Source organism: Paenibacillus sp. An7 (assembly GCF_009870785.1).
Lineage (GTDB): Bacteria > Bacillota > Bacilli > Paenibacillales > Paenibacillaceae > Paenibacillus.
The window spans coordinates 368,487-393,682 of sequence record NZ_WTWX01000002.1 but is presented as its reverse complement, the minus strand read 5'-3'; the positions used below and the strand labels follow the sequence as shown (position 1 = coordinate 393,682).

At 40.4% G+C, this 25,196-nt stretch carries 26 protein-coding genes, 1 pseudogene and 1 riboswitch; of the genes and pseudogenes, 15 read left to right on the top strand and 12 right to left on the bottom strand.

From position 1 onward, the window contains the following. Positions 1-549 precede the first annotated feature (549 nt). Positions 550-816 (bottom strand): hypothetical protein, encoded by a 267-nt coding sequence (locus GQY27_RS04850; protein WP_160032389.1) that lies wholly within the window; start codon positions 814-816, stop codon positions 550-552. A 123-nt stretch (positions 817-939) separates the two neighbouring features. Between GQY27_RS04850 and GQY27_RS04845 the strand changes: the two are divergent. From GQY27_RS04845 to GQY27_RS04830, 4 genes and pseudogenes are all read left to right on the top strand, one after another. Then, a pseudogene (locus GQY27_RS04845) lies at positions 940-1,251 on the top strand (ArsR/SmtB family transcription factor). Between the two features lie 106 nt (positions 1,252-1,357). Then, entirely contained in the window at positions 1,358-1,786 is a 429-nt protein-coding gene (locus GQY27_RS04840; RefSeq protein ID WP_160032388.1) for a DMT family transporter, read from the top strand. A gap of 15 nt (positions 1,787-1,801) precedes the next feature. Beyond that, positions 1,802-2,272, top strand: coding sequence for a DMT family transporter (locus GQY27_RS04835; RefSeq protein ID WP_160032387.1), 471 nt, complete (start codon positions 1,802-1,804; stop codon positions 2,270-2,272). A 408-nt stretch (positions 2,273-2,680) separates the two neighbouring features. Further along, the gene (locus GQY27_RS04830; RefSeq protein ID WP_160032386.1) at positions 2,681-3,244 is read left to right on the top strand and encodes a GNAT family N-acetyltransferase; all 564 of its coding nucleotides are present in this window, start codon (positions 2,681-2,683) and stop codon (positions 3,242-3,244) included. A 280-nt stretch (positions 3,245-3,524) separates the two neighbouring features. Here GQY27_RS04830 and GQY27_RS04825 read toward each other — a convergent pair whose 3' ends face one another. Both GQY27_RS04825 and GQY27_RS04820 read right to left on the bottom strand, forming a co-directional pair. Then, the gene (locus GQY27_RS04825) at positions 3,525-4,415 is read right to left on the bottom strand and encodes a hypothetical protein (RefSeq protein WP_160032385.1); all 891 of its coding nucleotides are present in this window, start codon (positions 4,413-4,415) and stop codon (positions 3,525-3,527) included. 5 nt (positions 4,416-4,420) lie between these two features. After that, entirely contained in the window at positions 4,421-4,957 is a 537-nt protein-coding gene (locus GQY27_RS04820; RefSeq protein ID WP_160032384.1) for a GNAT family N-acetyltransferase, read from the bottom strand. A gap of 343 nt (positions 4,958-5,300) precedes the next feature. Here GQY27_RS04820 and GQY27_RS04815 point away from each other — a divergent pair, with 343 nt between their 5' ends. The 4 genes from GQY27_RS04815 (at position 5,301) to GQY27_RS04800 (ending at position 7,652) form a co-directional block, all read left to right on the top strand. After that, positions 5,301-5,462: a hypothetical protein gene (locus GQY27_RS04815; protein WP_160032383.1), complete on the top strand. Its 162-nt coding sequence runs from the start codon at positions 5,301-5,303 to the stop codon at positions 5,460-5,462. Continuing rightward, positions 5,417-6,058, top strand: coding sequence for an MORN repeat-containing protein (locus GQY27_RS04810; protein WP_160032382.1), 642 nt, complete (start codon positions 5,417-5,419; stop codon positions 6,056-6,058). Before GQY27_RS04815 ends, GQY27_RS04810 begins: the two co-directional genes overlap by 46 nt. 60 nt (positions 6,059-6,118) lie before the next feature. Continuing rightward, complete coding sequence (locus tag GQY27_RS04805) at positions 6,119-7,000, top strand: copper amine oxidase N-terminal domain-containing protein (protein WP_160032381.1); 882 nt, start codon at positions 6,119-6,121, stop codon at positions 6,998-7,000. A gap of 148 nt (positions 7,001-7,148) precedes the next feature. Then, entirely contained in the window at positions 7,149-7,652 is a 504-nt protein-coding gene (locus GQY27_RS04800; RefSeq protein ID WP_160032380.1) for a Crp/Fnr family transcriptional regulator, read from the top strand. A 14-nt stretch (positions 7,653-7,666) separates the two neighbouring features. On the opposite strand, the gene hmpA is transcribed toward GQY27_RS04800, so the two are convergent. Beyond that, positions 7,667-8,872 carry an NO-inducible flavohemoprotein gene (hmpA, locus tag GQY27_RS04795; protein WP_160032379.1) on the bottom strand — a complete coding sequence of 402 codons (1,206 nt, stop codon included), beginning with the start codon at positions 8,870-8,872 and terminating at the stop codon, positions 7,667-7,669. Positions 8,873-9,086: 214 nt separating this feature from the next. Between hmpA and GQY27_RS04790 the strand changes: the two genes are divergently transcribed. Then, positions 9,087-9,293 (top strand): hypothetical protein, encoded by a 207-nt coding sequence (locus GQY27_RS04790; RefSeq protein ID WP_160032378.1) that lies wholly within the window; start codon positions 9,087-9,089, stop codon positions 9,291-9,293. A gap of 45 nt (positions 9,294-9,338) precedes the next feature. On the opposite strand, the gene GQY27_RS04785 is transcribed toward GQY27_RS04790, so the two are convergent. The 7 genes from GQY27_RS04785 to GQY27_RS04755 form a co-directional block, all read right to left on the bottom strand. Next, positions 9,339-10,598 (bottom strand): MFS transporter, encoded by a 1,260-nt coding sequence (locus GQY27_RS04785; protein ID WP_160032377.1) that lies wholly within the window; start codon positions 10,596-10,598, stop codon positions 9,339-9,341. Between the two features lie 192 nt (positions 10,599-10,790). Next, positions 10,791-11,288 (bottom strand): preQ(1) synthase, encoded by a 498-nt coding sequence (gene queF, locus GQY27_RS04780; RefSeq protein ID WP_160032376.1) that lies wholly within the window; start codon positions 11,286-11,288, stop codon positions 10,791-10,793. Positions 11,289-11,324: 36 nt separating this feature from the next. Beyond that, the gene (queE, locus tag GQY27_RS04775) at positions 11,325-12,062 is read right to left on the bottom strand and encodes a 7-carboxy-7-deazaguanine synthase QueE (protein WP_160032375.1); all 738 of its coding nucleotides are present in this window, start codon (positions 12,060-12,062) and stop codon (positions 11,325-11,327) included. Continuing rightward, positions 12,055-12,549 carry a 6-carboxytetrahydropterin synthase QueD gene (gene queD, locus GQY27_RS04770; RefSeq protein ID WP_160032374.1) on the bottom strand — a complete coding sequence of 165 codons (495 nt, stop codon included), beginning with the start codon at positions 12,547-12,549 and terminating at the stop codon, positions 12,055-12,057. The genes queE and queD overlap by 8 nt, the downstream gene beginning before the upstream one ends. Then, positions 12,546-13,238, bottom strand: a complete 693-nt coding sequence (gene queC, locus GQY27_RS04765) for a 7-cyano-7-deazaguanine synthase QueC (RefSeq protein WP_160032373.1) — start codon at positions 13,236-13,238, stop codon at positions 12,546-12,548. Before queC ends, queD begins: the two co-directional genes overlap by 4 nt. A 238-nt stretch (positions 13,239-13,476) precedes the next feature. Continuing rightward, positions 13,477-13,520, bottom strand: a riboswitch (PreQ1 riboswitch). Positions 13,521-13,629: 109 nt separating this feature from the next. After that, positions 13,630-14,337 (bottom strand): AIM24 family protein, encoded by a 708-nt coding sequence (locus GQY27_RS04760; protein ID WP_160032372.1) that lies wholly within the window; start codon positions 14,335-14,337, stop codon positions 13,630-13,632. A gap of 45 nt (positions 14,338-14,382) precedes the next feature. Further along, positions 14,383-14,820: a hypothetical protein gene (locus GQY27_RS04755; RefSeq protein WP_160032371.1), complete on the bottom strand. Its 438-nt coding sequence runs from the start codon at positions 14,818-14,820 to the stop codon at positions 14,383-14,385. A 245-nt stretch (positions 14,821-15,065) separates the two neighbouring features. Between GQY27_RS04755 and GQY27_RS21465 the strand changes: the two genes are divergently transcribed. The 3 genes from GQY27_RS21465 to GQY27_RS04745 all read left to right on the top strand — a co-directional run bounded on the left by GQY27_RS21465 (position 15,066) and on the right by GQY27_RS04745 (position 17,446). Continuing rightward, positions 15,066-15,212 (top strand): hypothetical protein, encoded by a 147-nt coding sequence (locus tag GQY27_RS21465; protein WP_201450677.1) that lies wholly within the window; start codon positions 15,066-15,068, stop codon positions 15,210-15,212. Between the two features lie 293 nt (positions 15,213-15,505). Then, positions 15,506-16,264, top strand: a complete 759-nt coding sequence (locus tag GQY27_RS04750) for a hypothetical protein (protein ID WP_160032370.1) — start codon at positions 15,506-15,508, stop codon at positions 16,262-16,264. A gap of 180 nt (positions 16,265-16,444) precedes the next feature. Beyond that, a complete protein-coding gene (locus tag GQY27_RS04745; protein WP_160032369.1) occupies positions 16,445-17,446 on the top strand; it encodes a helix-turn-helix transcriptional regulator in 1,002 nt (333 codons plus the stop codon). An 11-nt stretch (positions 17,447-17,457) separates the two neighbouring features. Here the strand turns inward: GQY27_RS04745 and GQY27_RS04740 are convergent, their stop codons facing one another. After that, entirely contained in the window at positions 17,458-18,129 is a 672-nt protein-coding gene (locus GQY27_RS04740) for a 3'-5' exonuclease (RefSeq protein WP_160032368.1), read from the bottom strand. 570 nt (positions 18,130-18,699) lie between these two features. Here GQY27_RS04740 and GQY27_RS04735 point away from each other — a divergent pair. The 3 genes from GQY27_RS04735 to GQY27_RS04725 all read left to right on the top strand — a co-directional run bounded on the left by GQY27_RS04735 (position 18,700) and on the right by GQY27_RS04725 (position 25,090). After that, the gene (locus tag GQY27_RS04735; RefSeq protein WP_160032367.1) at positions 18,700-20,451 is read left to right on the top strand and encodes a proline--tRNA ligase; all 1,752 of its coding nucleotides are present in this window, start codon (positions 18,700-18,702) and stop codon (positions 20,449-20,451) included. Positions 20,452-20,767: 316 nt separating this feature from the next. Further along, complete coding sequence (locus tag GQY27_RS04730; protein WP_160032366.1) at positions 20,768-21,712, top strand: stalk domain-containing protein; 945 nt, start codon at positions 20,768-20,770, stop codon at positions 21,710-21,712. 15 nt (positions 21,713-21,727) lie between these two features. Beyond that, positions 21,728-25,090 (top strand): DUF5704 domain-containing protein, encoded by a 3,363-nt coding sequence (locus GQY27_RS04725; protein ID WP_160032365.1) that lies wholly within the window; start codon positions 21,728-21,730, stop codon positions 25,088-25,090. Positions 25,091-25,196 lie beyond the last annotated feature (106 nt).

Here is a 25,196-nt window from a genome sequence, read left to right as displayed (position 1 = left end):
AGTGGTAAAATTAGGTGCAAAAAAGGGGAGGATTATGAAAAGGCCATTTATTAGAGCACTAATACTAGGACTCATATTTGTGCTAGTTTATAATGTTGTAAAAATTATCTACGGGATGTATCTTTCAATGAACTACGTTCCGGACATTGTAAATAGTTATAAGTCCGTTGATTATTTACAGCATGAAATTACATTCGGACAAGTAAGTAGTCCTGTGTGGAGGATGATAGTAGTCTTCGGTATGATGCTTCTTGGAGTAGTTTTTTATTATACTGTGAGGAAGTTGAGAAAGTCTTCCCTTAAGAGACAAAAGTAATAATTCAACTAACGGAAAAACGTTAGTTGGACACAGCAGGGAGCAACTTGCCAGTTGGTAGCTGCTTCCTATTAGTTATGCAAACGGCAGTTTAACTTAATATTATTTATGGAAAAAGATCAATTGAATTGAAATTGTTGATTTGAAATAAAAGTTCGATCAAAAATATCTCACAACCCTGTATTTTACGATAAATAAAAAGAAACCATTTTTAAAAAAAGTTTGATCATTTTCTACCTATGTTTGTTCAACAATCGCGCCCTATTAAGGTCTATATTCATGGTTGAAGGGTCATCTCTTATAAGAGCTATAATATAAAAATCAGCTATTAATTCATCTATAATTCCTTTAACTGTTTTCTTTTCTTTAATGGTATCAATCGCTGTATTTACAGATACGATACCCTCTGAAATTTTCCCATCAAGCATTCCTGTACGAAGACCGCCACGCTTATTAATTTCTTGTTCAACCTCGTACACCACGAATATCGTTAATTCCACGCTGCGACTACTCTTAACCCAATACGAACTGCTCCAAAAGAAATGAGGAGATTCAAATTAAAATAAGGAAACTAAGAAGTTTAGTTAGTTGACATATCGAGAAATGACGATATAATGTTAACCTTGGAACCCATTGATGTATTTAAAGCATTATCTAATGAGACACGTCTTAACATTTTAAAGTGGTTGAAGGAACCAGAGAAGCATTTCCCTGCATAAGGAGTGCACATACCAAAGGGGGTTTTTCAAGGAGGGGTATGTGTTGGAGACATTCAAGAAAGGGCTAAAGCTTCTCAGTCTACGGTTTCCCACTATTTAAGTATGTTGCAGAAGGCTGGTCTGCTGGAGTCTGTTCGATCTGGTCAGTGGACTTATTATAGGCGGAATGAAGAAGGTATTCGTCAATTAACTGAAAATCTAAAAACAGAAATCTAAGTATGATGCGAAAGGTAGTGCTAAAGAAAATTTCAACAAGTTAAGCAGTATTTTAAATCGATGTTTCTAGATACATAGATAATACAGTATAAGGAGATTTATACTAATGCGCTATATAGCATATGTTTTAGCCTTATTGGCAGGAGCAGCACTAAGTTTCGAAGGTGCGATCTACGGAGTGTTAGGGGAATCTTTAGGGGAACTTGAGACCAGTTTCTATAACTTTTTTATGGGTTCGATAATCATGGGATTAATATGGATCTTCTTTGGAAAAGGTAAGCTTTCATACGCAGTTGAAGCCCCGAAATGGTCACTATTGGGAGGCGGATTAGGTGTTGTTTATTTAACAGCACTCGTTATCAGCGTTCCTTTTGTTGGTGTAGGTATAACGATGGTTGGCGTAATTATTGGTCAATTGGTAATGAGTATGGTGATTGAACATTATGGTTGGCTAGGTAGCAGGAAATCAAGAATTAATAAGGAAAAGATTTTTGCAGTTGTTTCGATGATGATTGCACTAATATTTATTAATTAATTTGGGAGATGCAAAATGAATATTTTAATGATTATCTTTACCGTAATCGGAGGAATGATGCTAAGCGCGCAATCATCTGTTAATGGCACCTTAAGTAGGAAAGCTGGAACAATAGAAACTACGTTGTTAACCTTTTTAACCGGTTTTTTGTTTCTTTTGATCCTTATTTTCTTTTTTGGTCAAGGTGATGTTCTTGGAATTCTTAATGCACCAAAATGGCAATTAAGTGCTGCTTTTCTCGGTACTATGTACTTAATTCTGACTGTTATTGCCGTTCCCCAAATTGGTGTTATTGCGACCAGCATTGCAGGAATAATTGGTCAGCTTACCATAGGCATAGTTATTGACAATTTTGGATGGTTTGGTAGTTTAGTCATATCTTTTGACTGGAAACGTTCTATTGGTCTAGTTTTTATGTTTATCGCGCTTTATTTTATTTATAAAGGAAATAAACGTTCAAATGAGGATAGCTCCAAGACCAAATAGAATTGTTTGCAAAACTTAAATGGTCATTATTGGATTAAAAAATTCAAACAACTTGATTTTTAAGATACTCAGGTAGAAAAGCAACTTACCATACTAAAATAACTCGATTGTTTGGCAGAAAACACAAATATAGATGAGACAGGTCGCGTTAGCAAAATCAATGAAATGATTAAGTGGTTGAGCTAACGGAAAAACGATAGTTGAACACAGCAGGGAGCAGCTTGCCAGTTGGCAGTTGCTCCTTTTTAGTGATGCAAACCAGCGGGTTAGTTTATCAAGAGAGTCTGGTAAAGTTTGATTATTACTGTATTTAACCTTTGTCGGTCTAACTAAATTAGATTATAGTATAAAATGGAAATTTACTAGGGTTGGGGTATAAGTGAGTTCAATTATAAAGGGAGTAAGAACATGGAAAATATAAATCTTTTGATGGATGCACACAGTCAGATGGAAAGTGAGCGTATTCTATTACGTCCCGTGTCACTTGAAGATGCGGAGGATATGTACGAACATACATCTGATGAAGAAACTACGCGATACATCTATGACCGACATATAGATTTAAACCAAACAAAGAAGCTAATAGAGAACTATTTTTTAAAAGAGCCTATTGGTAAATATGCAATTGTATTAAAAGAAACCAATAAAATGATGGGTACGATTGAGTTCAGAGTGCATGAATGGAACAAAAGTGGAGAATTAGGTTATATATTAAGCAGGTATTATTGGGGTAATGGTTACATGAATGAAGCCGCGGAATTAATACTGGGACTCGCCTTCCATGTTTTAGGTTTAGAGCGAGTATATTCAGAATCCGATGTAAAAAATGAGGCCTCGAGTAAATTGATGAAACGTTTAGGGATGCAATATGAAGGGACTCTTCGGAGAAACCACATGGTAAGAGGCGTACTTACTGATAGTGTTCATTATTCTATATTAAAAGAGGAATATGTTAAATCTGAGAATATTTGAGTTCACCTCATACATTTCATATCATGCCCTGATCTTCCTGATGATATGGAATGGCGATTATGGAAAGGCTATGATATGAAATTTATAATGATCCTCACACATGTCGAGTGATCTACATCAATTCAGAGCGCCTCAATAGGGACAAATAAGCAACCGACAATAGATCGGTTGCTATTTATGTGGACAATTATAAATGGTAACCAAGCTGATTAATCTCAATGGATGATATCTATTAAAAGCTAGTCTATTAAGGGTATATGTACGGAATGGACATACTAACTTAAGCACTAATTGCTTTATATGGTTGACAGGCGTTGCTGATGAGCTCCATTTTTTCTTTCTCACGAAGATCAGAGTAATGAATCTGCTCTACCGCTTTGAAATATCGATCCCATTGTAATGTTTCCTCTGCCTCATCCCATAATGTTAAGTATTCATTTTCAACTAAATTATAAAGCTTACTTGTACGCATGAGATTGTAAGTAAAGAAATCGTTAGCTGTAATTCGGTGATGGTCATCGTCTCGGTTATGCATGTAAGGACCAGTGATCAGATTCATATCTACTTTATAAGTATCAGAAAAAAGGGGTTTGCTTATAAAACGGACCTCACAAATTTGCTCCACGGAACGACCGATTTCCTTACTAGCTTTTGCAATTGCATTAAATACTTGGCAATAATTATCAATGACTCGATGATTGTCTCCATATACAAGTTGAAAGCCAGATTTCCAGGGAGGCGAAACCAGAATTTTAATGGTAGCACCTTGTTTCACCGCGTTTGCTAAGCTTGGGGCAAGTCTACTCGTCAAGATTAGACGATATCCAGAAATCCAAACCTCACGGTGGCATGTTTGAAGCAGATCTTCAAGCAGTTTCTGTTTATCAAAGTGTAGATTGTTAATTCCGAACTCATGTATACCTTCCATGAGCTTATCATTTTGATATGTTTTAAACTTTACAAAAACATCTGAAATGAGTCCAAATATCGTTGCGAGCAATGAGGTTGCACATGCGAGAGCAAGCTCAGGAACAAATTTAATTTCTTTTAAGGGTGATATATATACCGCAGATGACAGGATGACGCTTACCAGTAACATCAAGATGGCATACACATTATTTTGCAGCTTATAAGCTTTTAATTTTTGCCAAAGTGTTAATTTTCGATCCATGTTATTTATACTCCTTGCAGCCATTTGCGATAATAAACCGTATCTACGCCTGTGCCTCTGCCGTTTTTGATTCTCTTTATTTCCTTAAATTGCAATTTGTTGAGTAGATGAATATGACTATGATTCGTTGACCACGTTCTTGTCGTAATAGGCTTTTGCCATTGCTTTGCTAGTTCTTGCAACGCAGCATAGAAACGGGTTGTAATCCCTTTGCCACGATGATCACCGTCTACAATAATGGTCGATATGTAGATTGTGTCCAATTGATCTTGAAGATCATCATTTACATAGTGTTTGTTAAACGACATAAACCCAAGTAACTTATCTTTTTCCAGTGCTATTAGGAATTCTTGCTTGAGTAATTGTTCAAAGTATTGAACGGGCTCTGCTTCAATCCCATGCTGGGTAGTAAGTATAGATTGTGACGTACTCTCTCTTGCAGATAGTGGTGGAATAAATTCATGGTCATATCGCTTTACGAGTTCCCAGACCGCTTGTATCGTAATTTGATTTTGTAAGGATGTAATATATTCAATATTCATAGGTGATCCTTTCATTCTTCATTAATTATAGTAACATCTGCATAAATCGTATTATATCATGATAATGTCTAGTATTATCGTTGCAAAGAAAATGATTAGATAATGTGTATCCATATCAAGGCGCCTAATTAATTTATCCTCGTACAGTAAAACATTATCTCATGAAGCTCCCCTAAAAGTCTGTCTTACCAAATTCCGAAAAAAATGAGCATATAAATTACCCAGTTTACCTTTAACAACGGAACTCATAAAATTTCATAAGTTTAATTTAGTTTCCAGGTTTTAATGGGAGGTTAGCTGAAGAATGATGTAGCAGTAAGGGTTAGAGAATGGGAGGTGGCAAATGAGTTTTAAAATCTTTGAGAACGAAATGCCGGATATCTATTCCTTAGCTTATCATGCTGAACGTGTAATGGAGACGGATCACATCATTGCTTTAAATCATCTGAAAGAAATTACTTGGACACTAGAGAGAGCTCTATTTTTATTGAAACCAATAAAGTAAAAACACTGATGCTAGAAATGTATGATCTGACAGCTTGGTATTATAAAACCTTCGTAAACGACCAATTTGTATCGCCGCCATTGCTGCTTGAACCCCAAATAGGAACAGTGGCTGTTCCATCTGAACATGAACGAGAGACAAAACCTAACTTGATAGAATCCATAGTTCACATCGACAATAAAAAGGTTGAAGGAGTATGGGAAAGTATACAGGAAGATCGGATAGGTATCGAATATGAATCAGGAGAGACATACCATGGGCAAACCAGGAATGGACTCAGGTGTGGGACCGGGGTTTATCGCTGGTCAGATGGGTCTAAGTATGAAGGACAATGGTTTAATGATATGGAATATGGGTTTGGCGTTAAGGAATACGCTAATGGTGATCGTTACGGTGGAGAGTGGAAAGATGGGATGTTTAACGGAAAAGGTTCTTATGAATGGAATGATGGCACGGTTTATGAGGGTGGCTGGGAAGATAACTTAGAACATGGGTATGGGACCAAAACTCATCGGGATGGTTACATACAAAAAGGGTTTTGGACACGTGGTGAGTTCGTCTTCACTAAAGATCAATTGAATCAAAGGAAGCCTTAAAATAACAACCTTTTACATAGTAATAGCGTCTATACTACATGTAAAGTCACCCAAAACACTATGGAGGTTAAATGGAAATCATTTTTTCTCACTTGTTTTGCCGTGTTTTTTATGGTGCCAACCGTACAAGCAGCTGCATCAATATCGGTAGTTGTTAATGATAGACCTTTAGAAACAGACGTTGCCCCTTTTATTAAAAAGGGAACTACTTTTGTGCCGTTAAGAGCGATTGAGCAGCTGGAAGGAATCTCGATCAAAAGCTGGAACAACAAAACCAAAACACTGGTGATTGCCCATCCGACCAAGTCAATGACATTTAGTGTACAACCAAATCAGTCGGAGTCGATGCTAATTAAAGATAATCGGGTTATGGTTCCTATTCGATTTATTGCTGAGAATTTCAACAGTGATGTGGCTTGGGACGCGAATACAAAAACGGTCCAAGTAGCAAAGTTAAATGAAAAGACAAAAGCTAATTTGAATTCAGATGATATAACAAAGGCTCGCCTTGCTGCGATTACGATTCCGAGAATAACTACGTTAAAAGAACTCACTGGAGGTCAGAGCAGTGCAGGATCTTTCAAATTACTCTTTCCTGAAGGAGAGTCCAAAGCTTTTTTTTGGATTGATAATGGCATTGCCGAGTATTTTGAAGTTAAAGGAAATGCGGCTTGGCTTATATGGAGTGGTAAAATTGGAGGAAATGAAAATAAATTCTGGATAACGAACAGCGGTATATCAAATGAAGTGGGACAACGACCTACGATTAAGGATCGGGTGTTTTTCTATTATATTTCTACGCATGCAGGACAATCCCAGTATGGATACCTATCCGATACCGGCAAAGAGACGATACTTGGAACTAAAGACATGAACAGCTTAGATGAGTTATATCCAATCCTAGAAGAAAACGAAGCAGATCAGATGAAAAAGGTAGAATGAAAAAAAGAAGCACGGATATGGTAAACTGTCCTTTACAAGGGGGTTATGAATCCGGTGCTTCTTTTTTTGTTACTATAGATAATGTAAGGCGACAATAATATTAACATCGGTTTGAAAAGAGAAATAATAAGTTAAAAGGTGATTAAATATGATACTACATAAAGGTGAAGTGCTTTTTCGGCAGGGGGATATGACGCCTCTTTACCATCTCAAATCAGGTATGCTCAAAATTATAAGAATTCAGGAGGATGGCGGCGCATTTCTTGTTAATATTATCGTTCCCGGGGAGATGTTCCCTCATCATAGTTTAATTAGTCCTGGTCCTAGTTTCGGCTCAGCCTTGGCTTTATCTACTTGTGAAATCGAAGTAATTCCGGCTGCAGAGTGGTATCACTCATTGGCAGTACATCCAGAGAAATACCGAGAGGTAGCTCTAAAGCTTCAAGAGAAACTTCGTATGATGCAGCAACGAATCGATCAAGTGACCGAAACTGAACCTGCCGAGCGTCTGCGCAAACTTCGTTCATGGATGGAAACGTATATTGCACCTGAAAAAATGACCGATCTCCTAACCCAAGCAGAAATTGGTCAGTTGATCGGTCTTCGTAGAGAGACGGTAAACCGCCTCTTGCGTTCAGGTGAATTTAATTAAATCCAAGCCGGTGGTTATAGGGCTTCTTTTGGACCAAAGAATTCATAGTGCAAATCTTCTTCACGAACACCCCAGCTGATTAAGCTGTCCCGAATACTCTTCATAAAGGAGAGTGGACCACAGAAATAGAAATGTGCGTCCGTTGTAGGTGCAATCTCTTGCAGCCAAGCCTGATCAATCCGTCCTGCTTTACTGTAACCTGTATCTTCAGGGAGCGGATTGCTGTAACAGAAGTGGGTAGTCACGTGTTCGTTAGCTTCTTCCAGTTGTTTAACTTCTGAGCCCATGGCGTGTACTTTTCCATTCTGAGCTGCATGAATAAAGGTGACTTGGCGGTTTGGCTGCTGCTTCACAGCAGTACTCATCATACTCATGAGCGGAGTAACTCCGATTCCTCCGCCGATCAAGACGACAGGACGTTCATCGTTAAGTTCCAATTTGAATTCACCAGCTGGAGCAGACAGTAGAAGTTGATCTCCTTCTTTGATTACGTTATGAAGGTAGTTAGACACTTTACCATCCGGTGTATTCAAAGCTCCATTTTCACGCTTCACACTAATGCGATAGTAAGGTTCATGTGGTGCAGCAGACAAGCTGTACTGTCGAATCTGTGTGTAGGTTTCCCCAGGAACCTGAACTTTTACACTCACATATTGGCCTGGCGTAAAGGAAGCAATTGCTCCTCCATCGGAGGGGATGAGATAGAAGGAACGAATGAGTTCGTTTTCTTCCACGATTTTATTTACCGTAAAGGAACGGAATCCAGTCCAGCCACCTTCTTGACCTTCGGCCTGTTCATACATTTCTTTTTCGATATCAATAAACACACTTGCGATAACTCCATATGCGTTATTCCAAGCATGAATGATCTCATCTGTTGCTGCATCTCCAAGCACTTCTTTAATAGCAAGGAGTAAATATTTTCCTACAATTGGGTAATGATCAGGGAGTACGCCGAGACTGCGGTGTTTCTGAGCTACCTCTTTAACTGCAGGAAGAACAACTTCCAGCTGATCAATATATTTGGCTGCTGCATAGACCATATTAGCGAGAGCAGCTTGTTGTTTCCCTTTTTTCTGATTGGCGTGGTTGAAGATGTTTAATAATTCGGGATGGTGCTCAAACAGCATTTTATAAAAGCATGTAGTAATGTCTTTTCCGTGTACTTCAAGAACAGGTACCGTTGATTTAATAATGGAAATATCGTGACTGCTTAACATAGGTAAAACCTCTTTTCTTCCTGCTTAATTATTGATATCTCCAGTATAAAAGAGGAAATACGTTTCAATTGTGATTCAGATCACAAATTTTATGAACAGATTGCATCCTTTTTCCATTGACATTCGTATATGGCATATTCTGTGTATTTGGGAAAGAGAAATATTCGATTGTTTATAATAGAAAAAATTATTCAGATGGGAGGACCAGCTGCAAATGGAGAACAAGGGTGGAAAAGATCTTTTATATCTTCTTATTTTTGTCGTGATTAGTTTCTTTGCAGTCATTATTATGTTTCCCTACGGACTTGCTTTGATCGCAGGTATCATTCTATTTTTCCTGTATAAAATGGTGTCACTCTTAATAGAGATCAGAAATAAACTGAATCCAACAGTGGAGCAAGCAGAGGATACAATCGAATAAAAAAATAAAAACGCCGGGAAGGACAAACCTTCGCGGCGTTTATGTTTATACAGTACGATCCGTCCAAGTTGCGAGTTTCTTGTCAGATGGAAGCAGAAAAGTGAAGAAGCCCAGCAGCGGCATAAAGCTGCATACTTGCATAACCGGACTAATCCCTGCCGCATCGATCCAGTTCCCCAGCACAAGCGCACCAAGTCCCCCAAGTCCAAAAGCAAGACCCGTAATCATCCCGGAGACGGTTCCGATTTTACCTGGCACGAGCATCTGCGCATAGACTACCGTGATCGAAAAGCTGGATAACATAATAAAGCCGATGATCGATAGCAGTACACCCGTCCAGAAGAGATTGGCATAGGGGAGTAGTAAGGACAGCGGTGCAGCAAAAGCCATGGAAGCGAAGATCATATTTCGTTTACCAAAACGGTCGGCAAGCGGTCCTCCAAAAAACGTCCCAAGTGCCCCTGCTCCAAGGAACAAGAAGATATAGATCTGTGCATCTTGAGTAGACAGCGAGAAGGTATCTTTCAGGAAAAAAGCGTAGTAACTTCCGATGGAAGATACATACCAAGAACGAACGAATACTAAGATAATCAGGATGAAAAAGGCATACATGATGTTCTTTTTCACCGCAGGATTCATGACTCCGTCTGCTGCTTTTTTTCTAGCATATCCACCGCTTTTCAGCGTTTGTCCGTACCATCTAGCAATAAAAATCTGTACCGCAATTCCCACCGCAGCAAGAACTGCGAAACCGATAGAACCCATCAGTCCAAACGGGATAAATACCCATCTGGTGAGAAGAGGAGCTAGAGACTGACCTGCATTGCCGCCTACCTGAAAAATAGACTGAGCTAACCCCCGGCGATTTCCTGCAGCCATGTGAGAGACTTTAGAACCTTCCGGGTGAAATGCGGCTGATCCAAGACCGACAAGAATAACGGACATCATGACGGCCATGTAACTGTCGGCAAAGGCAAGAAAAATCATACCGGAGCAAGTAAAGCCCATGCCAATAGGCAAGAGGGCGGGAGTGGGTCTTTTATCGGAAAAATAACCGACTACCGGCTGCATAATGGATGCAGTTATATTTAGTGCAAAAGCAATCCAGCCCATCTGGCTGTAACTGATGCCCATGGAGTCTTGCAGTACAGGGAAAATTGCAGGAATAACCGACTGAACCGAGTCATTAAGCAGATGAACGAGACCGATCGCAATCAGAATCCGGTAGATTGTCTGAGAACCGGCATCAGGACGAGGAAGCGGCCGAGAAGCAGAACCGGTCTTTGTCAGTGAATTGAGTGACATGTAAGGTCTCCTTTTCCTATGTAATTCAGTAAAAACGGAACTGCTAACAAACTAAAAACAGGTAGATCTTTACATCATATGACATCATTTACTTAGTAGGCAATCGCCATATTCACGCGAAAAAGGAAAAAGAGGCGTCTCACTTCATAGTGAAACGACCTCTTACCTCCGTTTGCTCGCAATCTTAGCAGATTAGCGATTATCAATATTTTCAGGATACATATCATGTTGGAACAAACGCTGAGTAGCAAGTTCCTCATATTTTGTACCTGGACGACCATAGTTGCAGTAAGGGTCAATCGAGATTCCGCCTCTAGGCGTAAATTTACCCCATACTTCAATGTAACGCGGGTCCATAAGTTTAATCAGATCATTCATAATAATGTTAACAACATCTTCATGGAAATCTCCGTGGTTACGGAAACTGAACAAATACAGTTTGAGTGATTTACTTTCTACCATTTTAATATCAGGGATGTAGCTGATGTGGATCGTTGCAAAGTCAGGCTGTCCCGTAATCGGGCATAAGCTTGTAAATTCCGGGGTGTTGAATTTAACAAAGTAATCCCGGTAAGGATGCTTGTTATCGAAAGTTTCCAAAATGCTTGGATCATATTCAAATTTATATTTTGTCCCCTGGTTACCCAGTAGTGTAATATCTTGTAGTTCATCGGATTGACGTCCAGCCATGTTCATATCTCCTTCATACATCTTAATATTATTTATTTAAACGCCGCGTTTATTCCCCCATACCAGCGTATGGAGCTGCGGCAAGACACGTACATCATTCATATCAGAGAGATTCATCGTCTGATCAATGAGCCATTCATAACGGTGGAGAAGGGAGGACGCAAGATTCTCTGTATCTCCCGTGCCTACATCTGGATTGCCTGTCTGCAAATACATAGCAACCCCAGGATAACGACGATGGACTTCTCTCGCGTAAGCGAGATCCTGTTCATCGAAAATGACAACTTTCAGACTGTAGGCTTTATCCGGAGGTCGATCTGCGAGCCGGCTCACCATATCATCTAGAGTATCCCAGTTTGTGTTCATTCCAGAGCTTGGAGGCTTTGGTGAGATCGTTACTTCATTAATATCCATAAGCCAATCCTGCCAGCGGGACCCTTGAGTCTCTACTGCTGTGCGAATTCCGCGCTCCTGAAGCAGTTCTACAAGGGAACCGATCTGAGGCAAGATGGCAGGGTTACCGCCAGAGATCGTGACATGCGAGAACCTATCCCCTCCGATGGAAGTAAGCTCTTGCCAAATCTCTTCTTTACTCATTTGACGAATCTGATCTTTTGCACTGCCATCCCACGTAAAAGCAGAATCACACCAAGAGCAGCGATAATCGCAGCCAGCGGTACGAACAAACATCGTTTTCTGGCCGATTACCATGCCTTCGCCTTGTACGGTAGGTCCAAAGATTTCGAGGACAGGAATGGGACGCGTATTACTCATCAATCATCCACTCCCGTCTAACTTCTGCGTAGCTGGTAGGTGTCTCATAGAGACGCACAAATTCAGTACGTCCGCTGTTAATTTGGGAGCAGTAAGGTTCGCTTTGCAGAGCCGCTTCCATCTTTTCATAGATCCACACGACCATATTCTCTGCGGTGGTATTCATCAGCGGTAAGGTTTCGTTCAAGTATTGATGATCCAGATAACCTTCAATTTGCGTTTTCCAGATTTCTTTTACATCGCCAAAATCAACGGTAAGTCCTGTCTCACCGGGAATGCCGCTAATTCCAAATACGACTTTATAGGTGTGACCATGCAAGTTTTTGCATTTGCCTTCATAGCAGTGCAGATGGTGCGCAGCATCAAATGTAAATTCCTTGCTGATAAGGACCCGTTTACGGTGATAGCGCAGCTGCTCTTTTTGAATATCTTCTCCGATGCGTTGCAACTTCTCTACGATCCGAAAAGTACCGGGCTCAGGTCTCATTGCTGTTCACCGCCTGTAACAGTAGAAGAAGGTTTTTGATTACGTTCAGCAGTATATTCGTCAAGGCCTGCTTTCCGAAGTTTACATGCAGGGCATTCGCCGCAGCCGTCGCCCATAATCCCGTTATAGCAAGTAAGCGTACGCTCACGTACAAATTCAAATGCACCGAGTTCATCCGCCATTGCCCAAGTCTCCGCCTTGTTCAGCCACATGAGAGGGGTATGAAGAACAAAATCATAGTCCATTGCCAGGTTTAAAGTGACATTCAGTGATTTTACAAATACGTCACGGCAGTCTGGATATCCGCTAAAGTCAGTCTCACATACGCCGGTAATAATGTGACGAGCCCCTTTTTGTTTAGCAAGGACAGCTGCAAAGCTTAGGAACAAGTGGTTTCTTCCATCAACAAATGTGCTAGGCAGTTCGCCTTCTTCTTGTGAAATCTCAATATCACTGCGAGTGAGGGCATTCGGTGCAAGTTGATTGAGCAGGCTCATATCAAGAACCGTTTGCTCCACACCGAGTTCACGAGCGATATCAGCAGCCACTTCAATCTCCTGTTTATGGCGCTGTCCATAATCAAAAGTGACAACTTCCACTTCTGCAAAGTGTTTTTTTGCCCAGAACAGGCAAGTCGTGCTATCTTGTCCGCCGCTGAATACGACGATTGCTTTTTCATTTGTAAACATAAAAAAACCTCTCTATCTTCTAGGATTAGTAAACACGAACGAATCGCGTTCATCAGCGGAAGAAAAGAGAAGTTCCTTACTCGATCAACAAAAAAACAGGCCGCTACCAAATGGGAGGGCACTTATATAGATTGACGAGGCATCATTTACGAACACGAAAATGAGCAACCAGCCACTTTATGAAAGAAAATAAAGCTGCTGACTGCACAGGGGAGGTAAATAGCCTGCTTATTAGACAATCTGTATAGTTTTTTATAGAGGGAGTTCGCGAACCTCTCCCATGGAAATCAGATATCCCGCATGATGATCCATGGATTTATATTTGTAGTTGTCGTTAGTTTTTATCGTACTCGTAGTATTATAGCAGAAAATAGGCACAATAGAAGACCTTTTACTTAATCAATACATTTCCAAAAGGTAACACTTCGCGCAAAATTCGTTTAAAAAGCCCCTCGTCATTGTTTATATCACTCTCCAGTTTCCGATTTTCTCGGCCCGCCTGAAACAGAACCGTACCTCGCCCGGTCATCTTCCAGTGGTAGTTCATATGCTGACTCGCGAGATGATTTCCATATACGGTGAGTTCCAGTTTTGCATTTTCCGGATATGCGATGACACTGCTCGCATCCACATATAGCGGGGCAGTGGGATGAAGCTCTTGTTCACAGACTTGACCTTGCGTGAGAATACCGATCACTCCGTTACCGGAGAATTTCATTTTAATTGCATCTCTGGTGATCAGCATATTCTTGACCTTAAGAATTCTTGTCTGCATTTGAATGCCTTCACTATAGAAGAATAAATGCCGGAAGTCGTAAAGCAGATCACTTTTTTCTTCAAGTTTGATAGATTTCATGCTGAACCCAGGGGGCAGGGCAGTGACAAACTGACAAGGACCGCTAATCTCGGACTGAATCAGCTTATGTTTACGGTACATTCCGCTAATATTCATGAGGCGATCATTTCTGCCCGTACCGGACCCGCGGTAAGCAACAATCTGCTGTGGATGAAGCACATGGATTTTGTCTCCTTCTGCTAAAGAAAAAGTAACAGCTTGTCCGGTAACCATGGAAGCTTCGTGTCCTTGAGATATTTGCATCTTTTGTTCTGTTCCTTTCTATAGATAGAGAAGCCTGGATGTAAATTATAATCTTGAATGTCTTTGCATACGATAACGAATGATACGGACAAGCACGAAGTAGAAAAGAATAAGGCCGATAGCTGTTATTACCGTCGTCGTTACTCTTTTTTGTGTCTTCATTCGTTGTTCCTCTGCTTTTTGCAGCTGACTAACCATGGAAGTAAGGCTTTCATTTTGCTCCATGAGATATTGATTTTGTGCGATCAATTCTTCATTATGAGCCTGAAATGATTCTATATTTTCTTTGGCGCTGTTGAGTTCCGTCATCGTCTGTTCATAGCTCTGCTGCAATTTATTTACTTCCTCCGGTAGATTTGAAAACTGCTCATATCCGTTATATACATTTTCCCAAAACCCGGCCTGAGCCCGCTCATCTGAAACCATGAGAAGCAGACTGTACATGACTAGTGTCATTAGTAGAAGCTGCCACTTTCTTATCATAGATCCACCACCTTATATATCCTATTAACCTGAAATAAAGAAAGAATAGTAGGAAACACTGCTATTTTATACGTTCATTTGTTTTTTATTGTTTCATATAATACCTTTTTTGTGGATATATAATATATCAAAAATGAAATAATTTATATGTTTAGACGGATTTCAAATAGGGTAATTAGAAGAAAAGGTCTTATTCGGGAAAAAATGAACTGTGATTGTCATATATATAAGGAGGAAATACAGAAATGGAAAGCAGAGTAGATAAAAAGGTGTATAAAACAATTCGTGTTACGGTTAATGAAAAACCAGTTGGAAAAGCATTAGTTATGGACGGGGTCACTTACGCTCCGATTAATAAAAATACAAGAACCGTAGGAATGAAACGACGTTAATACCAATGCTTCATAGTGAGCAGCATCGGATAGGAAAGAACGATCAGATCGGAAACGGGTATATGATTCAAAATTCCCCGTGTTCGGTTTTTTATTATGAGAAAAGATAGGATGAAAAACACAGATCTGCGAGATTTGTGTTTTTTTGTCATAAAAGATCGAAAAATAACGAATGAATGGTGTAAAGACACAAAAATTTGCAACTATTTGTATAAGAACATATGTTCCCTGACAATCAGTTGTCTTTTTATCCTGTTAGTATTTAGGTAAAGTAATTGAGGGGAGAGATTTTAGTGAGTTCATCTTTGGATGTATTTTATACTTGGAACCGCGAAGCTATTCCCGTTTCTGGCGAAAATTCACTGTTTTTGCTGATTGAATGGCGCAGTGGACCACCGGCCAAGAGACAACTGAAAACACAGCCTAAACTGTTATTCCGTGAAGTGGAATTATTAATTAAACCTGAGAAGGACATGCAGATTAAAGCGGTTCATGGGGTGAGAGCAAAGGAATCGGACGCTGGCTGGGTAATTGGTCTTGGTAACGCACATAAAGGAAAAACAAAATCTTTCTTATTAGAATTTGAGGTAAGTTCTCAATCTCCAGGGAAAAAACCGGCATGTTCCGCCTATTGGAGTGCACTGAAGACTAAGCAAGATCAACGGATTTTACTGCGAAGAGAACAAATAAATATGCTTGTTTCCGCCCATTTTGGGGTAATTGGAAGAGAACCAGACCCACGGGTACACAAATATGTAATATTAAGTCAATCCACTGTAATTATGAAGCAGAGCCTCAGGGCATTTGAAAGAGGCAGAAGTGAAGAAGGAAAAGAAATTATAAAAAGACATACGGATGGATTATTGATTCTAGCTGCGCGGACGGGCGATGTAGAGTATTATCGAGAGGCTCATATTCTCAGTCGTTTATGCCTTTATTATGAACAGACTCATGAGAAATCTTGCTATGATCCAGTGGATGTGGAAGAAGAGCAGAGTCTCGGTTTTCAAGTATCTTATGGCAAGGATTACTATGATAAAGAAGCAAAATAAGCAACAAGATTGCTGTTTAGGTATTCGTATTATTCAGTACTTAGCAGATAGCATCTAGATTAATAACGGAATATACATAATGAAAACAAGCGTAATAACCGATATAAGTCCAAAGAACTACAAAACCATTTACATGAAATTAGTTCTTTTTAACTATAGTGCTATTATAGGGGGCATCGCATGACAGAGCGACTCATACGATTGATGCGTATTATTACCTTGGTGCAGGCAAAGCCTGGAATTCTAGCAAGAGAATTAGCAGAACGTTGTGAAACATCAGAGCGTACAATTTACCGGGATATGGATGCACTTAGTGCCATGCATATCCCGGTTGTAAATATGGGGCACGGACGTGGATATCAGTTTATCAGCAGGTTTGCACTCTATCCCCTGAATTGGTCAGAGGAAGAAACGACAGCCTTTGCAAAACTGGCAGATGTTATGGATGAAGTTAAACCATTGTTACCTTCTGCTTTTGAAAGTGCCTACGAGAAAGTGATGGCCGTAAGTCTAAAGAAGAAAACAGAACGAGTCGAGTGGGCTGAACAATTTGCCGAAGTGATTCGGCTTGGAAAAGCAGAGGAACACTGGCAGGATGAAAGGGACAATAAAGTCATTGTTAGTATTATACAAGCTTCTTTGTCACAGAATACAATCCAGGCTGTCTATGATTCGCCGATCGAGGGCGTTGAAGGGTTTGTTAATATAGAGCAATCTAATCGAAAACTAACAATCGATCCGTATCATTTAGTACCTAAGGGAAATCATTTTTATGTAATCGGATATTGTCATAATACAGAAAGAGTAGAGTCTTTTCGAATGAGCTGCTTTCTTGAAGCGGAAATCATGCCTCAGACCTTCCGGAGAGAAATGTATGCCCAAAACATCTCCATGAAAGACACATTTTCTGTTAATCCAGGAGTGGAACGAACCTTGTTTAAAGTGAGGTTTTATAAGGAAGCTGTGGAGAAGATGAAACGAAGTGAGTTTCTGGTAAAGCCTAAATATATACATGAACCAGATGGGAATATGATACTGGAAGTCATGGTGAATAACAGCGAAGAATTTATGGACTGGCTTATGCCTTATGGACCTGCTGCCGAAATACTCGAGCCCCCGTATTACCGAGATCAATTACGAGAGAGGCTCAAGAATTGGCTTTGTTTCTATCAGGAGGAGTAACCTGTTTCGTATTAGGAATCAGATGGTCTAAGCAAGTTGGCAAGATCTCCAAAGGGATTATGTTTATCATCATCTCCGCTCGAATATACAAGTTTGGATTTTGTTCCTTCTTCGTCGGCGGCACTATTCTCCGCAAGCTTCAAGTGTTCAAAGTGATGAATAAATATTTTTGCTGTATTGATGGCGTCATCAAGTGCGCGATGCTGGGTGCCGTCAAATGGAATACCACACATCGTAAGAGCCTGACTTAGTCCAAGCTGGCGGGAACCGCCTTCTTTACGAAGTGCCCTTGAGATTTGTTTTTGGATATCATTATGGTTCCTGATCCAGTCCACTTTCACCTGGTGTGTACGGCAGTGAGATAAGAATTTACTCTTGTCGTCTGGTCCCCAGGAACAGAGATAATAGGTATCTGGCAACCATTCAATAAATTGCTGAACGGCTTCAGGGAATAGAGGAGCTGCATCAATATCTTTCTGCGTAATACCGGTGAATTGGATCGTATCTGTGGATAAAACAGATTTATTGGAAGGCCGTACATAGGTATGAAATGAATCAACAACCCCTAGATTTCCTTCATCATCCATCGGGGAAACCTTCACTGCTCCGATATCAATAATTTCAGAAGAATACCGAGTACTGCGGCTTACCGTAAATTCAAGATCGTAGATAATGTAATTCATCAGAAATAACTCCTTTCTCTATTTATTTTTTGAATACATCTGAATCAAAGAAATTGATTCATTTACAGGCTTGTTTTAAGATTCTCAGATCTATTGTACTATATTACTTGTTAGATGTTAGACTGTCAGCGTATTTTCTATCAATTTCTTGGCAAGAATATCACTCATCTAATTTTATAGATTTTGTGTAAGTGAAGTGATTGACTTTTATGGCATAATCCATTAAGATTTTCGAAAAATGTGAAACAGCGACGATCAAGGACATAGTATAGGATGGTGACAAATTTCATAAGAGAATGAGATCCCGCAGGCTGAAAGGTCTCTGAAATTTGAACTTATACTCCTACCTTGGAGCTGCAAGTGAATCTGTAGAAGATTTCATTTGCCGGGTTAGGCACGTTATGCCGTAGAGAAGACCATTCTTTTGTATGTTGACACGTGAAACTGGGTAACCGTTTACGTAGTCCATTGCAGAGGAATGACTTAAATTAGGGTGGTACCACGACATTTTCGTCCCTTGACGAAAGTGTCTTTTTTTATTTTACATTCTAATAGAAGGAGGGGACGATCATGCGTCAGAGTCAGTTGTTTATTCCAACATTGAGAGAAGTGCCTGCAGAAGCGGAAGCGCGAAGTCACCAAATTTTGCTGAGGTCAGGTATGATTCGGCAAACGGCATCCGGTATCTACAGTCTTTTACCGTTAGGCAGAAGGGTCCTTCATAAAATAGAACAAATCGTTCGAGTAGAAATGGATGCCATTATGGCTCAGGAAACGCTGCTACCCTCGCTGCAACCGATAGAGCTATGGGAGGAATCAGGTCGAAATCGTGATTATGGACCGGAGCTGATGAGATTATCTGATCGGCATGACAGATCATTTGCCCTTGGACCTACTCACGAAGAAGTGATTACCGCATTAATTCGTGATGAAGTTCATAGTTACCGTCAGCTGCCACTTACACTATATCAGATTAGTACGAAGTACCGGGATGAACGAAGACCTCGTTTTGGTGTTCTGCGCGGCCGCGAGTTTCTTATGAAAGATGCCTATTCTTTTTCCGCTAATTGGGAGGAGCTTGACCGAGTATACGAAGATATGGTTCAGGCATATACACGGATCTTTACTCGGGTAGGACTTCACTTCACGAAAGTAGAAGCAGATGCAGGGACGATTGGAGGAAGCGGCGAAACACACGAATTTATGGCGCTTGCAGACATCGGCGAAGATACAATTGTGACTTGTACCTCATGTGACTATGCAGCAAATCTAGAGAAGACTACTTTTAAAACTGATGTAGATGCTGGAAGAGCTGAGACGTATACTGGGGTGTCCGAATCTAAGAAGTTAAAGGTTCATACCCCAGACACGAAGACTATACAGCAAGTTGCTTCATATCTAGATCTCGAACCGCAGAATATCATCAAAACGCTGCTGTATGAGGCAGATGGGGTCCCTGTTGCAGTACTGATTTGTGGAGATCATGAGGTGAATGAGATTAAGTTGCAGTATGCACTTAAAGTAGAGCAACTGGAGATGTTAGATCAAGAAAAACATAAGGATCTACAGCTTCCTGTAGGATACCTCGGACCATACGATCTTTCTATGAGGATCATTGCCGACTATGCTGTTATTTCGATGGATCGTGCAGTGACTGGGGCAAATGAAGTGGATCATCACTATATTCAAGTGCAGCCTGGTCAAGATTTCACATGGGATATAGCAGCCGATATTCGAAATGCCGTAGAGGGCGATTTATGTTCTTCGTGCGGTTCTGTGCTTACGTTCGATTGTGGAATTGAAGTCGGGCATGTATTCAAACTGGGTACAAAATATAGTGATGCGATGGGGGCAACCTTCCTTAATCAGACAGGGACTCCTCAAAAACCGATTATGGGCTGCTATGGCATTGGGATTTCTCGGCTGCTTGGAACGATTGCAGAGCAATATTCGGCAGATCGTAAGATGAGTTGGCCAGTCGCTGTTGCTCCCTACCATGTGCATCTCATTCCGATTTCTGTGAAAGATGAGGTACAGATGGCGCTCGTTCACGAACTTGAAAGTTCGCTGACCGCCCTTGGCGCGGAGGTACTCGTAGATGATCGAAATGAGCGTCCGGGCGTGAAGTTCAAAGATGCTGATTTAATTGGGCTGCCGATACGAGTCATTGTAGGAAGAGATGCAGCAGACAGACAAGTCGAATGCAGTTGGCCAGTGAATTCCCAAGATGCAGAGAACACAGAACTGTCTAGTTCTAAGCACATGTCTGTGGAAGAAATGCTTGAGGTAGCGAAAATGAATATTTTCCCAAAAGCAGACTAGTCAAAATGATTAATATACTATATTCTATTAAAAAAGGGTTTGACCTCAGCATATAACGATTTGTCCTAAAGCATAGGGCCTTGATTTCAATCAAGGCCCTTTTTTGTGTCTTTTTAAGGTGGTTGTGTAAATTTAGCAGGTATTTTTGAAACGGATTTTCTATTTTAAAGTGCTGAGAGATAGGAAAAAGGGAGGATTCAAGCTACAAGGAAAAATATGTATTTAAATACGTTAAAAGGTAAGTATTGCAGACCGATAAAAAGAATAAGGAAAATGATACAAAGTATAAAAATTAGATGATAGGGAGTTAAAAAGCATGAAAAAGTTAATTTTGTCGATGTTGTTAGGGTCTTTGGTATTTGCTTCAATACCTGTTGGTGATGTAGAAGCGGCGGGTACTACCTCCGTAGAAGTACTATTAAATACAAAGAAAATGAGTTTCCCTGATGCTAAACCTTTTCAGGATTCACAGGGAAGTGTAATGGTTCCAATTCGATTTGTATCTGAAGCGTTAGGTGCTAAGGTGAGTTACAGCAAAAGTGGAAAAACGACTGCGGTTGGAGTTACCAATAAAGATCATACCGTGAAAATGACAGTGGGGCAAACCACCGCTTTGATTGATGGAACAAAGAAAAGTTACGGTACCAAAATTATATTGAAGCAAAATCGGACCTTTGTCCCCTTACGATTGGTGAGCGAAGGGTTAGGGCAGAAAGTGGAATGGGATAAGGTAGGACGCTGGGTTTGGATTGGAGAAAAGAATTTTAGGAGTACGGATGACAAGGAATTTAAACTCACATCGCTAGCTGATTTTAAGGATTACACCAGGACATCTTTTTTATTTGAGAACATTTCTGGAACCAAGTTTAAAGGAGTGAAAATAATTAAGGAGAGTGATCTTCCAATTCAGATTGGCGATGGTGCAGTTATTTACTCAATAGACCAAGCAACTAGAAAGTTAAGCGGTATGAAAACTATAGCTATTAGGCATTCCGTAAAGACTGTCCCAATTGCATTCTTAGTAAAAAATGATGATGCCAAATATAGAAGGGCTATAGAGAATGCCTTAACAAACAATAGGGATGAAACAGCTACTAACTATTATCCAATTATAGATGAATCGGATAAATTCCGTTCAGATGGTTATGACGAGAATTACACTGCGTGGAAGAATTTTAAAGTAAATCAAGCAGACTATATTCTCTTTGATACCAGTAATACTAAAGATTATGCTGTTGCTCTCATAAATCCATTTAAGTAGGAGGAAGAAGAGAGTATGAATCATATGAAAAAATGGATCAGTGGATTGATGAGTTTGATCTTTGTTTTATCTGCAGTTGTATTCATTCAACCTTCCGAGGCAAAAGCTATAGGTATGAGTAGACTTTTTCAAGATCCAATTGATAAGAATGTTTATTATTTTGTTGGGATGGTCTATTTCGAGGTATGGAAAAAGGCAGATGGAAGCTGGACTAATGGAAAAAAACCGAATACTTGGTCAGAAGTAGATGGTGGCGATTACGAATTCACTTTTTCCTCCACCCGAAATATAAAGAGTGTTGATGCTGAACCATTTAAATACGATTGGAAATACGCAGATGAAACTTTTGATATATCTAGAAAAGACGAGCTATTAGATAGAGAAAAAATAGAATATATTAGATCTACTTCAAGTAAAGCATATACAATTAGTAAAAGTAATGTTAACGGGATTGGAACTAATTCTGTAGTGCTTGACGTATTTATAAATTCAGGGTATTTAGATGCGATGGTACCTATAAACCGAAAAAAGGAAGAGCAAGATAAGGGAACATATTTTGATCCAAACGTAGAAGGATGGAGATATTACTTCCCAACCCTTTTCCGAATCGAACTAGAACCTGAAGAAGGCAAAGCAATCATAAAACATTACACTACCACGGGTAAGTCTCTTGATGGAGTGTTTGGTTTCAAGAATCGTGAAGAGAAGATAGAGAAAGATAAAGCTTATAACTTTCCTCATACGACAGGGACGGCAGATTATCCATACATAGGTTATAAGAAAAGTACCGTTGCTTCACCAAGTGGGGGTGACATTCTACCAGGGGATCCTCCAAAATTCACTTATGATGCAAGTTTCCCAATCTACTATGTGAATTTCTATTACGAACCCAAAATAGATCCGCCACCGTCACCGCCCTCTGATCCAAGTGGAGGTGGAGCCTGCACTTATAATATAAATCCTCCATCTCAAGTGGCTTCGCCTGTATCCTCTTTCATGGAGCCGGGTGCACAAGGACATATACTCGCGGATAACAACGCAAATGGAAGACAGTTTGATGCAACTCTCGGTATTCCAACGTCGGAGAACCTTTACGCAAATACGTGGGCTATGAACTATTTGTATGGGCATACCTTTGGTCAGCAGAAAGGGAGAATTACGTATACCTGTAACGTAGAAGCAACTTACGTCTTAAAGTGGAAGGAGAAACAACCAGATAAAGTAGATGAAAAAGGCAATAAAACGCCGCAGCCTGATATAGATAAAACGGATACGGAAGTGAAAAGCTATCCTTTTTCTTTTACACGAGATTACTCCTACTGGAAGATCAATAATCTTGAAGTCTATCAGATCAATGAGGCCACAATGAGTAACTATGCTTTGCCTGGCGGAAACGTAACCTTACGCCCCAAAGGGTATAGTCCTCCTTCTCTACATATGGAGCATGCGGAAGAGGTAGAGTTGCATGTTATACCAAAAGAAGCGGGCGATATTCGTTTTACACCGGAAGTCGTTGATCAAGGGGGATATTCTAGGCCTTCTCCTCCTGATGATACAGCGAAGATAAAGGCGTTAGCTGAAGGCCAAACCAAACCTCCTGATGTGAAAAATGATGCTCTGCAGTTTTCTTATGACGGCAGTACTACCACAGTAATGGATGGCAGCAAAGTCTCACAGAATGGACCGACTCCCTCGAAAATACCGAATCCATCTAAGATTGGATCGTATAAGGAAACGGGAGAACAGGTACTTTTCCAAGACCGGTTACTGGTCAGTCGTTCTTTAAAGAATCAAGCGAATACGGCTTCTTCTGGAAGCATTCAGTATGGCTTGCTCCCTACTACGGTGGGCGGCAGTGGTGATAAGACGTATCCCGTATCTCCAATTAACACAGTTACTGTCCATACTCCTGTTGTGAACTACTCTTCTGTAACAGATGATCAGGAGCATAACCAAAAGACAAAACCAAATGCGGATCGAGCTGCTTTTATCTTAGACCGACCATTTAAAGTACGAATCCCTACAAGTGGAGAGCATCTCAATTACCCTGGATATGGTGATCGTGATTATGCGAAGTATGTAAGAAGTAAGGAAGTCTACTTTCCCTTTGATGTGTACAGCGGAGATCAGCGGACTTTCTATCCAAAGAATACTTGGATTCCTGTCCCGGTAACTCAGCTCGAAATGGAGTTTTTCCTGCCGGTATGGGTAGATGAAGAGGACTATACGGTATGGTTCCGCACCATCGCCGAGAACGCACCTGCTGATTTTAGCCATCAGCGAGATACGAATACGAATCTTGCCCATCATGTTGCCACAGATTCAGCAGAAGTTGAAGTCATTGGGCGGTTATATGATTTTCACATCACAGACATTGCAGATTATGAGTGGGAGAATGTATTCCGTAGCAGCTTAGGAAGTTATGCTCCTTCCGGTTTTAGCTACTGGACAGGACTGAAAGGAATTGACGGAGCAGCAAGAGGCAATAAACTGCCTTATGTCTTGCCTGTGAGACCCGGAAGCCATCCGGTCCCAAGTTATGGAAATGTAGCTGTGAACACAGGTTATCATTTCAAGTTTGATGTAAAGACAAAAGGGAATATGTTTTCATCCGCCGATGGAATACGAATTACACCTGCCTTTTATTATGTAGCCGAGGATGGTACAAAGAGACAGGAAGTTGATCTGTATTACAGTAAAGGTAACAAACACTTTATACGGATTGGTTCGGAGCAAGATGAAGAGAAAAGATACGTTGTGCTAAATACACGTTTGCGTAACGTACCTCTTACGGAAATGGTGGATACGGCAGCTTATCGTTATGCAAAAGAATTATCTGATGCCGATCGTCACCAGACTCCAAAAGATATCTACACAGCGCAGTATGTAACAGGAGCTGCCAAAACCCCTGCTTGGGCGGGCCGCTATTCCTGGATGTTATTATCCCGTGATATGCGTACGTTCATGGGTCCGAAGAATAAACTCCCTGAAGGTGTTGATACGTACCGAGCAAGTGCTTCGATTCAGCATTGGTATGGGGAATATAGCTTGCCAGCAGATGTAGTAGCGGTGAAGAAAGGAACATCACTAGAGAAGTATGCAAGAGCTGAAATGCTCGATGACCAATCCGATGTACTTCTGAAAAATGGGTATATCATTGTTAACTTCAATATGGAAAGTATCCAGAATGGAGACACCGCGAATCCTCACTTGCAATACATTCACTCTCCGCTGATGAATCAGTGGAGGTTAGAAGGATATGAGCGTGGGTTTGTGACGCCTAAAGGATATACATTTTCAACATTGGATGGAGATGTACTGTATTATAATAGCGATCTTTCGAGCCGAGATGATTTCTCCTCTGAAGTTCCTCATTAGTTGAAGGTGAGAAGGTACTAGTTAGCATTCGTTGCCAAAATAAAGCACCAAAAAGGCCCTGCATTTGCAGGGCCTTTTTGAGCATGTTGTTCAAACTTCTAACGAT

Coding starts and splice junctions, on each gene's coding strand:
- GQY27_RS04840 (WP_160032388.1), top strand. CDS start 1,358: ATGCGCTATATAGCATATGTTTTAGCCTTATTGGCAGGAGCAGCACTA.
- GQY27_RS04835 (WP_160032387.1), top strand. CDS start 1,802: ATGAATATTTTAATGATTATCTTTACCGTAATCGGAGGAATGATGCTA.
- GQY27_RS04830 (WP_160032386.1), top strand. CDS start 2,681: ATGGAAAATATAAATCTTTTGATGGATGCACACAGTCAGATGGAAAGT.
- GQY27_RS04825 (WP_160032385.1), bottom strand. CDS start 4,415: ATGGATCGAAAATTAACACTTTGGCAAAAATTAAAAGCTTATAAGCTG.
- GQY27_RS04820 (WP_160032384.1), bottom strand. CDS start 4,957: ATGAATATTGAATATATTACATCCTTACAAAATCAAATTACGATACAA.
- GQY27_RS04815 (WP_160032383.1), top strand. CDS start 5,301: ATGAGTTTTAAAATCTTTGAGAACGAAATGCCGGATATCTATTCCTTA.
- GQY27_RS04805 (WP_160032381.1), top strand. CDS start 6,119: ATGGAGGTTAAATGGAAATCATTTTTTCTCACTTGTTTTGCCGTGTTT.
- GQY27_RS04800 (WP_160032380.1), top strand. CDS start 7,149: ATGATACTACATAAAGGTGAAGTGCTTTTTCGGCAGGGGGATATGACG.
- hmpA (WP_160032379.1), bottom strand. CDS start 8,872: ATGTTAAGCAGTCACGATATTTCCATTATTAAATCAACGGTACCTGTT.
- GQY27_RS04790 (WP_160032378.1), top strand. CDS start 9,087: ATGGAGAACAAGGGTGGAAAAGATCTTTTATATCTTCTTATTTTTGTC.
- GQY27_RS04785 (WP_160032377.1), bottom strand. CDS start 10,598: ATGTCACTCAATTCACTGACAAAGACCGGTTCTGCTTCTCGGCCGCTT.
- queF (WP_160032376.1), bottom strand. CDS start 11,288: ATGGCTGGACGTCAATCCGATGAACTACAAGATATTACACTACTGGGT.
- queE (WP_160032375.1), bottom strand. CDS start 12,062: ATGAGTAATACGCGTCCCATTCCTGTCCTCGAAATCTTTGGACCTACC.
- queD (WP_160032374.1), bottom strand. CDS start 12,549: ATGAGACCTGAGCCCGGTACTTTTCGGATCGTAGAGAAGTTGCAACGC.
- queC (WP_160032373.1), bottom strand. CDS start 13,238: ATGTTTACAAATGAAAAAGCAATCGTCGTATTCAGCGGCGGACAAGAT.
- GQY27_RS04760 (WP_160032372.1), bottom strand. CDS start 14,337: ATGCAAATATCTCAAGGACACGAAGCTTCCATGGTTACCGGACAAGCT.
- GQY27_RS04755 (WP_160032371.1), bottom strand. CDS start 14,820: ATGATAAGAAAGTGGCAGCTTCTACTAATGACACTAGTCATGTACAGT.
- GQY27_RS21465 (WP_201450677.1), top strand. CDS start 15,066: ATGGAAAGCAGAGTAGATAAAAAGGTGTATAAAACAATTCGTGTTACG.
- GQY27_RS04745 (WP_160032369.1), top strand. CDS start 16,445: ATGACAGAGCGACTCATACGATTGATGCGTATTATTACCTTGGTGCAG.
- GQY27_RS04740 (WP_160032368.1), bottom strand. CDS start 18,129: ATGAATTACATTATCTACGATCTTGAATTTACGGTAAGCCGCAGTACT.
- GQY27_RS04735 (WP_160032367.1), top strand. CDS start 18,700: ATGCGTCAGAGTCAGTTGTTTATTCCAACATTGAGAGAAGTGCCTGCA.
- GQY27_RS04730 (WP_160032366.1), top strand. CDS start 20,768: ATGAAAAAGTTAATTTTGTCGATGTTGTTAGGGTCTTTGGTATTTGCT.
- GQY27_RS04725 (WP_160032365.1), top strand. CDS start 21,728: ATGAATCATATGAAAAAATGGATCAGTGGATTGATGAGTTTGATCTTT.